Origin of the sequence: Ottowia thiooxydans DSM 14619 (assembly GCF_000422885.1) — a bacterium.
Taxonomy (GTDB): domain Bacteria; phylum Pseudomonadota; class Gammaproteobacteria; order Burkholderiales; family Burkholderiaceae_C; genus Ottowia; species Ottowia thiooxydans.
On the sequence record NZ_KE383942.1, the window covers coordinates 522,320 to 535,412 of the forward strand.

The following is a 13,093-nucleotide window of genomic DNA, read 5'->3' on the forward strand; positions in this document are numbered from 1 at the left end:
TCCACGGTTGATCCGCTCCACGCATCGCTGATCAAATTTCAATCGCTTTTGGTTCCCAGCACCAATTGCGTTTGAGTGACCAGCGCGCAGAGCTTGCCTTCGGCGGATCGGATACTGGTCTGCCACACCTGAGTCGTACGGCCGCGGTGAAGTGCAATGGCTTCACCGGTCACCACGGAGTTGAGCTTGGCCGCTCCGATGAATTTGGTACTCGAATCCGTGGTGGTGGTGGTTTGGCCTTTCCCAAGATTCATGAAGGTTCCCACCGCGCCCAGTGTATCGGCGAAGGCCATGTATGCGCCTCCATGGAGGATGCCTCCAGCGGTACAGAGATCGGATCGCACCGTCAATTCCGCGAGAACGCGCTCGCCTGTGGCCTCAATCAGCCGAACACCCATAAGGCCCGGAAACAGTGGATCAAGGATGTGTTGAACATCACTAAGTACCAGCACGATAATCCTCCTTCAGCATAGAACGTATTTACTATCTACTCGGGGGCGTGTGAAGTCGCATGGTTGGCTTTGCATGTTTCCCTACAATTTCGACTTTCGCCCATAGTTGACGTATCAGGCGTCACGTATCGATCATAAGGAGTCCGCCATGCCCATGACAACTGCTTCGCGTCCTTCGCGTCATGCCCTGGCCGTGCTTGCCGCCGCGTGCCTGGCCAGCGCCTGCGCCTCGGTTGACCTCAGCAAGCGCTACGATCCACCTCCCCTGCGCCTGCCGCAGCCGATTCCATCCCAGCAACCCCCGATATCGCCGACCGGGGTGCAGCCACAACCCATTTCTGGGGTGCAACCTGTGCCGCAGGCGTTGCCGCCTATCGGCGCCGTACAGCCGCAGCCCCAATCTCCGCCACCGGCCCCTGTGGATTCCACGGTTGTTGCGCCAGTGCGCCCCGATACACATCTTGTAACCCTCACCGGACAGCTGGATGGCATGAGCGTCATACCCGCCACGCGCAGCAACGGGAGCGGCCAGCTTGATGCTCTGTACGACTCGAGCACCCGCACCTTGCGCTGGAAGACCTCCTGGACCGGTCTCTCGGGTGCCATTACGGCAGTGCAATTTCATGGCCCGGCAGACCCAGGCCAATCAGCGCCAGCATCCATGATCTGGCCCGGCCCCTTCGGCCCGCGCTACGAAGGACGCGCCACTTTGACCCCGCAGCAAGCCGTAGACCTGATGGACGGGCGTTGGTATGTCAACGTGATGACCAGCGCCTATCCCGCAGGGGAAGTACGGGCCCAATTGCGTATCGTCAGGTGAGGTTTATGTTTGGAGCGTAAAAACGCTCTAAACGCCGCAAGCCAAACGAGTCACAGGCCCCAAGGGGAACAGAACCCGGATGGCCTCACGCCAGAAACCCATTCATCAGCGCGAACAGTTCATTGCGATGATGAATGCCCAGCTTCTCGAAAGCTCGGTCGCGATAGGTCTTCACCGTAGCGGGAGACAGTTGAAGATCCGCTGAAATCCCTTCGTGGGTCCAACCCTTCAACATGCGCTCACACACCTGGCGCTCACGCGGAGTGAGCACGCCGAGCGCGGTAGCGGCAGGTGAGGCTGCAGCGCTCAAGGCCAGGTGGCGCTGAACGCTTGAAAGAATCAAGGCGCAAGCACTGTCTACGGCGTCTATCTCGTTGTCGGAAAACTGAGGCTGCTCTTCTCTCCGGTAGAGGTTGACAGCCAACCAGGCCCCTTCGTTTTCGCACACCAGAGAGAGTCTTTCACGCAGCGCGTGCTTGCTGTAGATGCGCTCGCGGTGGGCACGCGGTATTTCGCGGGCGTTCCAATGCACGATCACCTGCTGCGAGCCGCTCGCTTTCTCTCTGGCCTCCAGAAAGGTCTGATCCCGCAGATAAAGGGATTTTCGGTAGGCCTGCCAGGAGTCCAGGGTTCCATCAGGAAACTCAAAGCTGGCCGTGAGCGGCATGCAGGGTGGCGTGTCGTGATGCAACTGAAACACCGACCACCATGCAATGGGCATGAAGCGGTTGATCTGTGCCAGCGCGCCGCTGGCGAAGTTAGGGTCGCCTATACATCCCACTAACCCGGCCATCGACTCAAGCGCGCGCGCACTCGTCCATGAACGGATGCGAGTTGGTCGGCTGGTGGAAATGAGTTGCATGCCTATGGCGCTGTGGCGGGTTGAGGGCGGGCTACTCGGTGATGCGTTTGGAACGAAGACATTTTCAGGGATGCTATCTGAGAGAAGGCAAGGGTTTTCCCTTGACTAACGCCCTGTTTGTCCCCATCGCAGAGGACAGACGAAAGCACCTGGCATGAAGAGAATTTGATGGAGCGCAACGGCTTGAAAGCAAAGCTGTTGTTGTTCGTCGGTTTGTCTGTTCGGCTCCAGGAGCGCTTCTTGAGTATTCGTCCCATTCATTGCCTTGATGATGTTCGCGCTATTGAGTCGCGTCCATTCGAAGAGTATTTGCCTTACACCAGCGTGATGCATGCCCTGGAAGTCCAGGCGCAAAAGCATTCCAATCGCGTCGCGCTCCAGTACATCAAAAGCGCAGACCTGGCTGAACCATCCGAGGCATGGACCTACCTGCAATTTGTGGCGCAGGTACGGCGTACCGCCAGGCTGTTTCAATCGCTCTGCGGCAACGAACAGCCTCGTGTGGGGTTCTTACTCCCAGCCATCCCGCAGGCCCATTTCACCCTTTGGGGCGCGGAGGCGGTGGGCATCGCTTGTCCCATCAACTATCTGCTTGGTGAGGAACATATCGCCGAACTCATCCTGGCTGCCAAAGTGAATGTTCTGGTGGTTCTGGGGCCACATCCTGAACTCGATATCTGGTCGCGCGTGGACGGCATTCGGCAGCGTTGCCCTCAGTTGCTCCACGTACTGGCGGTGGGCGGTGGGGAGGCGTTTGGTGCAGGTGAGGGCGGGGCACTGAATTTTGATCAGGCGGTTGCAGCGCAAAGCGACGAACCCTTGTCCACTTCGACGTCATTGGATGACGTGGCCGCTCTCTTCCACACCGGAGGCACCACAGGCAGCCCGAAACTGGCGCAGCACCTGCACCGCAACCAGCTTTGCGCTGCAGCAGGGGCGGCTTGCATGTACGGCGCCTCAGACCAGGACGTGATCATCAACGGATTTCCGCTGTTTCACGTAGCGGGTTCGTTCGTTTATGGCCTCTCCATGTTCCTGGTGGGCGCGACGGTTGTTCTGCCCACCTTGTTGGGCATGAGAAACCCAGGGTATGTCCAGCGCTACTGGCATTTTGCCGAGCGCGAAAGAGCTACGCTACTCGCCGCAGTTCCCACGGTGATGTCGTCGCTGCTTACGGTTCCCGCAAGCGGCGCAGATATCTCTCGTATCAGATGCCTGTTAACGGGTGGCTCGCCCTTGCCGCCCGATCTGGCAGAAGCGTTTGAGCGGCAGTTCTCCATGCCCGTTCGCAATATCCTGGGCATGACCGAGTGCGGCGGCATCATTGCCATAGAGCCTTGCGCCATGCCGCGCACGGCGGGCTCGGTGGGTTTGCCCATTCCGTTCGTGAAGGTCCGCGCAGTGAATGCGAATGGAGAACCTGTCCCTGAAGGTGAAGACGGCGAGCTGCAGATAAAGGGGCCTAACGTCAGTCCCGGCTACACGGACGCCACTAAGAACAGCGGTTTGTTCCTGGATGGCGGGTGGTTGAACAGCGGAGACGTAGGCCATCTCGATTCAGAAGGGCGCCTGTATGTGACCGGGCGCGCCAAGGACATGATCATCCGCAGCAGCCACAACATCGATCCGCTCCTGATCGAAGACACCCTCCACAAACACCCGGATGTGGCTATGGCTGCGGCGGTAGGCGCACCAGATGAGTATGCCGGCGAGTTGCCGGTGGTCTACATCAGCTTAAAGCCCGGCGCTACGGCCGATGCACAAGCGCTACTGGCTTTCGCGGAGCAGCACGTGCCCGAGCGTCCGGCAGTGCCCAAGCAAATTTTCATACTCGACACGTTGCCCATGACTGCTATTGGCAAGTTCTTCAAGCCCAGGTTAAGAGAGATGGCAACGCAGCACGTCATCGACTCCCGACTGGTGGAGCGCTCCCTTCAGGCCAAGGTGGTGGCCCAAGTGCAGGCCGACCACAAAGGTGTTCAGGTGGTATTTCATTGTGGAGATGACGCGGGTGCGGCTGCTGCAGTGAAAGAAATGATGGTGCCTTTTGCGGTGCGTTGGCGGTTAGCTGATCAGCGCGATTCGCAAGGAGCGGGTGTATGAGCGGCGCGATCCACTCGGAGATGTATGGCCAGCACATCGCCCTGATCCGCATAGATAGGCCAGAGGCTCGCAACGCACTATCGCCAAAGATGCTTTGCGCCCTGGCAGACGCATTTCTCGCAGCCAAGCGCGATGTTCAAGTGCGAGCAGTCGTGCTTACCGGTACAGGCGATGCCGCCTTCTGTTCAGGCGGAGATCTTGGTTTGACCTTGCCGCTCATGACGGGCGCACGTGCGCCGCAGGATGAGTTCGATAGGCGCTTGCTCGAAGACGAGCGGACCATGGAGGTGTCTTCGCTGCGCAATTTCGACATCGTCAAGCCGACCATCTGCGCCATCAACGGCACCTGTTTGGCCGGTGGGTTTGAGCTGATGCTGGGAACGGACATCCGCATAGCGGCGGACCACGCCCAGTTTGGTTTGCCCGAGGTGCAACGCGCTCTGCTGCCTTTCGCCGGCTCCATGGCGCGGCTACCTCGGCAGGTGCCTGCGGCGGTGGCCATGCAGGTGCTCCTCACAGGAAGACCGTTCAGTGCCCAACAGGCGCTTCAGTGGGGCTTGGTTACAGAGTTGCATCCCCGCGAGCATCTGCAGGCCAGAGCGCTTGAACTGGCCGAACAGATCGCCAGCAATGGCCCCATTGCGGTGCAGGCCGTGCGCAGAGCCGCCATTCAAGGCAGTGGCCTTCCGTTGCACAGCGCATTTGCTCTGGAAGACGGCGCCAAACGGGAAGTGATGAGCAGCGAAGACGCCCGCGAAGGCCCTCTCGCGTTCATGGAAAAGCGAGCCCCCAGATTCGTTGGCCGCTGAGGATGCCGGCCCACCAATAACCACCATATCAACAAAGGAGCAAACCCATGTTTTTCGATTCAAAGCAACGCCGCCAAGTTCTTCAGGCCAGTATCGCCCTGGCGCTGGGCGTGGCCGCTGGTAGTGTTCAAGCACAAGCCAAGTACCCAGATCACCCCATTCGTCTTCAAGTGGGCTTTGCCCCAGGCACCGGGCCAGACATCCTGGCGCGCACCCTGGCCAGAGGCATGTCCACCCAACTGAATCAGCAGGTCGTGGTTGAAAACCGCACCGGGGCGGGCGGGCAGATCGCAGCCGCCAACGTCGCCAAAGGTCCGAAGGACGGGTACAACCTGCTTCTGGCTGACGTGAGTGCCATCTCCATCGCCCCCTTCGCCTTCTCAAAAATTGGCTACGAGCCCACGAAGGAGTTGGTGCCGCTCTCAGAAGTCGCGAAGACCGATTTTGTTCTGGTGGTGCCCAACAGTTCTGTAGCCAAGGACGCACCCAGCTTCATGAAGATGGCCACCGCCAAGGGCGGCAAGGTTGATTTCGGAACCTTCGGCGCGGGCAGCCCTGGCCATTTTGGGGCCGTCATCCTTGGTCAATTGGGTAGCTTTCCTCTGGAAGCGGTGCACTACCGGCAAACTGGCGATGCCGTTACCGCGACCATCGCTGGCCAAATTGACGGCATCCTGATGTCCACCCCGCTTGCGATGGCGCAAATCAAAGGCGCAAAAGTCAAAGGCCTGGCCACCACCGCACCTAAGCGCTCCCCGTTGCTTCCGGATGTCGCGACCTTTGCCGAACAAGGCTACCCGAAGGCGGATTTCTCCGCGTGGTTCACGGTATTCGCGCCCACTGGAACACCCGAGCCCATCTTGCAATTGCTGAGTGAAAAAGTGGCCGCCGCGGTGCGCGACCCTGAGATCAACAAGACCCTGGTTGAAGCTGGTTTCTCAGTGACAGGTACCAGCAGAGACGAAGTGACCCGCATGATCGCCGCCGACATGCCTCGCTGGAAGGCCGTGGTGGAGGCTTCTGGCTTTCGCGGGGTGGACTAGATACGGCTCCCCCTGAGTCGCTGACGCGCCTTCCCCCAGAGGGGGACGCCGCTAGCGGCCTGGCAAAGCCAGCTCCGCGGCAGCCCCGCATGGCCTGCTCCGCGGCCTTCTGATTTTGCTCCCTCTCCCGCGCGCGGGAGAGGGTTGGGGTGAGGGTCGGCGGCGTATCCAAGTGGACTCAGCTCATTTGCGGCGCGAAAGACCGATAAGAGCCGACCACGCAGTTCCTGAACAAAGCCTGGTAAATCTTGGTAACGCTGCCGCCCCCTCACCCCCACCCTCTCCCGCCTGCGGGAGAGGGTGTAAAACGATTCGCTTGCGACTGACAGTGCAGGGCCGAGCGCAGCAATGGCCCGAATCAGGCTCCCCACCCCTTGAGGCCGTGCTGAGGAGCGCAGGGCAAGGGGCGGGCAAGAGCACTGAAAGATGCTCTTGCTTCAAGAACTAGCTTGCGGCAGTTGTTTGAGGGTAGAGAGCGAAGCGAACGAAGCGAGTTCTGCCGCACCGGCCCTTGACCGAGCACCGGAGGGTGCCCGAAGCGCAGCGCAGGGACACGGACTTGGGGTCGCATTTCTTTGGTTACTTGCTTTGTGCGAGCAAAGAAAGGGACTGCGCTGCCGGGCGCATTCCCGGCCTCCGCCCTAAGCCAAAAAGCAGAAGGCCATTAAAAAGCAAAAAATCCACCACCACTTGCCTTCACCCACCCTTGAAATCATCACCCACCCACCCCTAGCTGTTGCACTTTTCCATAACGAAACACCCCCCAAGAATGATATGGTCCAAGGCATGCCGTTGCCGACTGCCCCCAACCCCCAAGCCCCCCATCCCACCAACTCCCTGCCCCGAGCAAGGTTCACCCGCCAACTGATGGGCGTGGCCTTGTTAGCGTTACTCAGTGCTTGCGGCACCCAGCCCCCCATCCAACCCCAACCGTCGGCGCCTCCCGCACCCGCTCCCCCCCCAGCACCCCCCGTGGAGCCCCCACGCGAACCAGCGTTGGCCGCCTTCAGCGCACGGCTGACCGGCAAAGAAGCGGTGCCGCGTAACAGCAGCGCAGCCCAAGGCCAACTGGTGGCGGTTTTAGACCGCAAGACTGGCCTTTTCCGCTGGAAACTGACTTTTGAAGGTTTGAGTGGCCCCGTGCGTCGCGCAAATTTCCACGGTCCGGCGATGGATGGAGAAGTTGCCAACCCACGTGTCGCGCTGGGCCAACGCGGAATTTCCAGCCCCAGCGAAGGCCGCGCCATGCTCACGCCTGCGCAGCGCGCTGACTTGCTAGCCGGGCAGTGGTATGTCAATTTGGGCACGGCTCGCTTCCCGGAAGGCGAAATCCGTGGCCAATTGATCGAAAAGCATTAAGCCAAAAACGGTCGTTTTAGCAAGCCCCTATTCTTGGGCGCGCGCATTCTATCCTTTTTCCAGCACGAAATCGGCTTAAAAAGTACACTATGGGGTTGTCCCGCACATCTCCACACGTGAACGCACCCATCGACGTTTCCTTTTTCCCGCGCGCCGCCAAGCCTCTTTCCAGCTACAAACCGTACTGGGCCAAGCGCTTCGGAACCGCTCCATTTCTGCCCATGAACAGGGCCGAGATGGATATGCTCGGCTGGGATTCGTGTGATGTGATCCTGGTCACCGGCGATGCCTATGTCGATCACCCCAGCTTCGGCATGGCCGTGATTGGCCGTGTGCTCGAAGCCCAAGGCTTCAGGGTGGGGATCATTGCCCAACCGGATTGGCAAAGCAGTGAATCCTTCAAGGCGCTTGGCCGTCCTAATTTGTTCTGGGGCGTCACGGCGGGCAACATGGACTCCATGATCAACCGCTACACGGCTGATCGAAAAATCCGCAGCGATGACGCCTACACCCCGGGCGATGTGGGCGGCAAACGCCCGGATCGCGCAGCCATTGTGTATAGCCAGCGCTGCCGTGAGGCTTACAAGGAAGTGCCCATCGTCCTTGGCGGTATTGAAGGCAGTTTGCGCCGTATCGCCCACTACGACTATTGGAGCGACAAGGTCCGCCGCTCCATCGTGGTGGACAGCAAATGCGATCTTCTGCTCTACGGTAACGCCGAGCGCGCGCTGGTAGAAGTGGCGCACCGGCTGGCACGACGTGAGCCTGTGGAGAACATCACAGACGTGCGCGGCACGGCTTTTGTAGCCCGCACCACGCCTGAAGGCTGGTTCGAACTTGATTCGACAGAGGTTGATCGCCCTGGCCGTGTGGAAAGCCACATCAACCCTTACCAGACCACGAGCGAGCAAGCGGCTGCGCAAGGAAGCGTCTGCGAAGCTGAGTCAGGCACTCAAGATGGCTCCAAAGCCATGAGCAAAACGAACCTGACCGCTGGCGAGCAGCCGTTGCGGTTTGTTCCGTCAGCTGGGCGCGCGTCCACTGAAGGTTCAGTGGCGGCTGCCGCTTCGAGCAAGGCAGAGCAAGAGCAGGGGGCCCTCACGCCTGCAGCAGTTCTTCGGCCTCCACGTGAACGTACGGTCATTCGCCTGCCCAGCTACGAAAAAGTCAAATCAGACACCGTGCTCTATGCCCACGCCAACCGCGTGCTGCATCTGGAAACCAACCCCGGCAATGCACGTGCCCTGGTTCAAGCCCATGGCGAAGGAACCACGGCGCGCGATGTCTGGATCAATCCACCTCCTATTCCGCTGACTACGCAGGAGATGGATCTCGTTTTCGATTTGCCCTACGCGCGCAGCCCGCACCCCAGCTATGCGGATGCGCGAGGCCGCCATGACGGCGAGACCAAAATTCCAGCCTGGGAAATGATCCGCTTCTCCGTGAACATCATGCGGGGTTGTTTCGGTGGCTGCACCTTCTGCAGCATCACCGAACACGAAGGCCGCATCATCCAGTCGCGCTCAGAAGATTCCATCGTGCACGAAGTCGAGGAAATGCGCGATAAGGTTCAGGGCTTTACCGGCATCGTGAGCGATCTCGGCGGCCCCACGGCCAATATGTACCGCCTGGGCTGCTCGTCTCCCGCGATTGAGGCCGTCTGTCGCAAGCCCAGCTGTGTATATCCTGGCATTTGCCAGAACCTCACGACCAATCACGATCCCCTGATCAAGATCTACAAGCGCGTGCGCACGCTTCCAGGTGTGAAGAAGGTGTTGATCGGCTCCGGCTTGCGATATGACCTGGCGGTGAAATCTCCAGCCTATGTCAAAGAACTCGTGCAACATCACGTTGGCGGCTATCTCAAGATTGCCCCCGAGCACACGGAGGAGGGCCCGCTCTCCAAGATGATGAAGCCGGGTATTGGCAGCTACGACCGCTTCAAGCAACTCTTCGAACAATTCAGCGAAGAGGCAGGCAAGAAGCAATTCCTGATTCCCTATTTCATCGCGGCGCACCCCGGTACGACCGATGAAGACATGCTGAATCTTGCCCTCTGGTTGAAGAAAAACGGCTTCCGTGCAGACCAGGTACAGGCGTTCTACCCGTCGCCCATGGCCACTGCGACCACCATGTACCACACCGGTCTGAATACCCTGAAAGGTATTCACCGCGACGAGCGTGCTGAGAAGGTGGATACGCCCAAGGGTGAACGCCGCCGGCGCCTGCACAAAGCCTTTTTGCGCTACCACGACTCCAATAATTGGCCATTGCTGCGCGAAGCACTGAAGGACATGGGCCGCGCCGATCTCGTAGGCAATGGCAAGCACCACCTCATTCCTGCATGGCAGCCGCTGTCTGACGGCGGCTACCAGACGGCCCGGCGAAAAAACAGTACACCGGCCACCACCTCAGTTTCTGGCTCGTCCGAATCCGCAAAACCGCGTGTGGGTTCTTCCGCAGGCGCTAAGCTAGGACGCCGTGAGGCAGTCATGGCGGCCAATGAGCCGGTTGAGGACGTGCGGTTCCGTACCAGCCGACCCGCACCTGGTCAGATCCTCACGCAGCACACTGGCCTTCCTCCACGTTCTACGGGGCAGGGCGGTCAGCGAAAAGCGGCGAGTCGCAAGCCTAGGTGATTAGTGTGAAAACGCCCTGATTGCTCTGGGGCGTTTCAAGGTGTGAAGGGCGCCGGAGTTTCTCGCGCCAAACGGTCGATCTCGGGTAGACTGGTTTCCACCATGCGGAATCACTCTTGTACTTCGCTGCAGCGTCTCGCTCTCGCAGCCACCACCTTCGCTGCTTGCGCAGCGCCTGGTTGGGCCCAATTCGACGCCACCAAGGTCGTTCTAGAGCCCGAAGCGATCGCCCGCCAGTTTCCCGATCCGGCGCAGGCCTATCAAACGCCCGGTTTTGCCCCCGGGCGCAAGGACTTCACCTCGCATGCGGAAGTCTTCGGCTTTATAGATGAACTCGCGCGCCAATCTGCCCGTGTTGCCATCGAAACCATGGGGCGCTCTCAGGAAGGCAGGGCGATGGCGCTGGTGGTCCTGTCGGGCACTCGGGGCTTCAATCCTGCGCTGCCAACAGTGATGCTTCTTGGCCAACAGCACGGCAATGAACCAGCAGGCGGAGAGGCGGCTCTGGCGCTTGCACAAATCCTGGCCACGCAGCGCAGCGCGCTGCTGGAGAAAGTCAATGTACTGATCGTTCCACGCGCCAACCCGGACGGTGCGGAGCACTTCCGGCGAGTCACGGCCAACGGCGTTGACGTTAACCGTGATCACCTCCTGCTGCGTACGCCGGAGGCCCTCGCGATCGCCAGTGCGGTGCGGCGCTACAAGCCTGCCGTCACTCTCGATATGCACGAGTTCACCGTGGCAGGGCGCTGGGTAGAAAAATTCGGCGCCATGATGCGCTACGACGCGCTTTTGCAAGCGGCCTCGGTGGGCAACCTGAACCCGACGATTCGATTGGTACAAGACCGCTACCTGGCCGCTGCGCGCTCGGCCATCGAAGCTGAGGGTCAGCAGGTGTCTGACTACCACACGACGTCGCCTGACCCGAAGAACAAGACGGTGGCCATGGGCGGCGTCAATGTCGACACGGGGCGCAACGTTGGGGGCTTGCATGATTCGGTGAGCATCCTTCTTGAAACGCGCGGCGTTGGCCTCGGCCGGGCGCATTTGGCGCGGCGGGTGCAGGCACACGTGGCAGCTGCCATGGGGGTGATCGAGCAGGCCGCTCAGGATGGCGCCTCGTTGATGCGTGCTCGCGCCGAGGCAGGAGCGGCCAATGCTGATCAAGCGTGTCGGGGCGACATGACCTTGGTCGTGCGTCAAACCCCACAGCGTCGATCTTTGAGTTTTCTCGACGCGCAGACCGGGGAGGTCCGCGAGATCGACGTCGACTGGAGAAGTTCGTTGCAATTGGAGAAGGTGCGCGAGCGGGCACGGCCGTGTGGCTACCTGATTGGCGCCGAGCAGAAGGAAGCTGTTGAGCAGTTGCGCTTGCTTGGCGTCAAGGTCCAGGCGCTGAGCAGGGCGTCGACTGGCAAGCAGTGGGGCGTCGAGAACTATGTGGTCGAAGCGGAATCCTCCGGGCAGCGGGAAGACGCGCGCGGCGCCATCGCAGATGGTCAGGGCATTCGCCTGTTGACGGTGCGTACGGAGCCAGGGCAAGCCCTGCCGGTCAGGGGTAGCTTCTATGTGTCGATGCGCCAACCGCAGGCGGGCCTCATCAGCGCTGCGCTGGAGCCCGATTCCCAGAACAGCTTCGTGGCCAATCGCATCATGGCGGTCGATCCGGTGCAGCTGCGTCGTGTGACGAGGCTTCCCGCAGGCTTCACGGTCGACCGCGAACGGTAACGGGAAAGCGGGCTTGGATGTTGCACATTGTGCCGCCAGCTGGACAGTCATCAGGGCAGCGATAATTCAGGGGAAGTTAGAAAAAGGCAGCTCACGGCTGCCTTTTTTCGTGGACGCCTATCCCATTGGCGTTCAATCGAAAAATACCGTTCATGCTTGAAAGCAAGTTGTTATGAGCCCGCAAGCGACCCGGAGCCGGTTGGCGGGGGCTGAGTGGAGGAGAAGAGAGTGCTGTTACTAATTACTTATCTCGTGGTTCTTGTCTGGATCCTGTATCTCTTTTGGAGCCAGCGCGTCATGAAACGCCTACAGAACGAACTCGTCACCGACTTGAAGGGTGTGCGTTTCTGGCGAGTAAATCTGGCGCGGCCAGCGTTCTTTAAACGTTGGCTCACGTGGCAGCCTTTCGAGGCCAAGGGTGTGCTGATTGATGAGGGCGCTCAGTTGCGAGTGCGCGGCTACTGGCGTGGCAATAAACGAAGATTTGAGTCTGTCATGCGAAAAGCGGAATGCCAACCTAGCTGGCTAGGCAACCGCTCCATCAAGTCAGGCAACATGTACTGGGGGCAGTTGCGAACCCCTAAGGGAGACATGCTGTTTGCCGCCGATACGGGGGTCTACGCCTTGCCTTCCCGGGAAAACTTGAAAGACATTTTTTCCGCCATTTTTCCTCAACTCGAGTTGCCTGAGGAAGCAAGCCAAGACTTTGCGCTGGAGAAAAACTCGCACAGCATTGCGGCCCTGGTGCTTTTCTTTGGGCTGCTGGCGTACGCGCTCATCGATACGTTCTTTGTCTCGCGCTACGAAGTGACTGATCAACAATTATTCCGCATTCTTTCTCACCCCGGCGTGTTGATAGGCGCGGCGGTGATTGGGTGTGTGAGCGCCTTGGGAGCTTACAGGTGGATGCTCTCCGGGCAGGTTCCTTCCCGTGAATCTTTGGTGCTTTCTGCCTTCCTCGTCAGCGCGATCGGCCTCGCCGCATTGCCAATCGCCAAACGTGTGGATCAAGTCCTTGCTTCCGGGCCCAGCCAGGACTACGCTTATCAACTGATGCAGCCTGCGCGCTTGGAGCCTGTCGATAAATCCCTTGATTTGCCTAGACTGCGTTTTCCCAAGTCAAGAGAGTATTGGGATCAATTCGATGATGGCCACCTTTATTCCATTCCATTTCTGCGCGGTCCCTTGGGGCTGTGGCAACTGGATCACGAGAAGTTTGACCCTCCATTGATTTCTTTTTTTGAGAAGCAAGGGCCTCGTAAATAGATTGCCTGTTTC

10 protein-coding genes are annotated in these 13,093 nt (G+C 59.7%); 8 read left to right on the top strand and 2 right to left on the bottom strand.

All coding sequences use genetic code 11. The features are described from left to right. Positions 1-38 precede the first annotated feature (38 nt). Positions 39-452, bottom strand: a complete 414-nt coding sequence (locus G518_RS0128870; protein ID WP_245598154.1) for a PaaI family thioesterase — start codon at positions 450-452, stop codon at positions 39-41. A gap of 148 nt (positions 453-600) precedes the next feature. On the opposite strand from G518_RS0128870, the gene G518_RS38905 reads away from it, so the two are divergent. Further along, complete coding sequence (locus tag G518_RS38905; protein WP_051237513.1) at positions 601-1,272, top strand: CHRD domain-containing protein; 672 nt, start codon at positions 601-603, stop codon at positions 1,270-1,272. A gap of 85 nt (positions 1,273-1,357) precedes the next feature. Here the strand turns inward: G518_RS38905 and G518_RS0128880 are convergent, their stop codons facing one another. Continuing rightward, positions 1,358-2,134 carry a helix-turn-helix transcriptional regulator gene (locus tag G518_RS0128880; protein ID WP_084652372.1) on the bottom strand — a complete coding sequence of 259 codons (777 nt, stop codon included), beginning with the start codon at positions 2,132-2,134 and terminating at the stop codon, positions 1,358-1,360. Between the two features lie 168 nt (positions 2,135-2,302). On the opposite strand from G518_RS0128880, the gene G518_RS37490 reads away from it, so the two are divergent. From G518_RS37490 to G518_RS0128920, 7 genes are all read left to right on the top strand, one after another. After that, a complete protein-coding gene (locus G518_RS37490) occupies positions 2,303-4,237 on the top strand; it encodes an AMP-binding protein (protein WP_051237514.1) in 1,935 nt (644 codons plus the stop codon). Then, a complete protein-coding gene (locus tag G518_RS0128895) occupies positions 4,234-5,046 on the top strand; it encodes an enoyl-CoA hydratase/isomerase family protein (protein ID WP_028605444.1) in 813 nt (270 codons plus the stop codon). Before G518_RS37490 ends, G518_RS0128895 begins: the two co-directional genes overlap by 4 nt. A 47-nt stretch (positions 5,047-5,093) precedes the next feature. Beyond that, on the top strand, positions 5,094-6,089 hold the full coding sequence (locus G518_RS0128900) for a Bug family tripartite tricarboxylate transporter substrate binding protein (protein WP_028605445.1): 996 nt from the start codon (positions 5,094-5,096) through the stop codon (positions 6,087-6,089). 786 nt (positions 6,090-6,875) lie between these two features. Then, a complete protein-coding gene (locus G518_RS37495; RefSeq protein ID WP_211231773.1) occupies positions 6,876-7,448 on the top strand; it encodes a CHRD domain-containing protein in 573 nt (190 codons plus the stop codon). A 116-nt stretch (positions 7,449-7,564) separates the two neighbouring features. Continuing rightward, a complete protein-coding gene (locus G518_RS0128910) occupies positions 7,565-10,087 on the top strand; it encodes a YgiQ family radical SAM protein (RefSeq protein ID WP_028605447.1) in 2,523 nt (840 codons plus the stop codon). A 102-nt stretch (positions 10,088-10,189) separates the two neighbouring features. Next, complete coding sequence (locus G518_RS37500; RefSeq protein ID WP_051237516.1) at positions 10,190-11,815, top strand: DUF2817 domain-containing protein; 1,626 nt, start codon at positions 10,190-10,192, stop codon at positions 11,813-11,815. A gap of 297 nt (positions 11,816-12,112) precedes the next feature. Further along, positions 12,113-13,081 carry a hypothetical protein gene (locus G518_RS0128920; protein WP_245598156.1) on the top strand — a complete coding sequence of 323 codons (969 nt, stop codon included), beginning with the start codon at positions 12,113-12,115 and terminating at the stop codon, positions 13,079-13,081. The last annotated feature ends 12 nt before the right edge of the window (positions 13,082-13,093 follow it).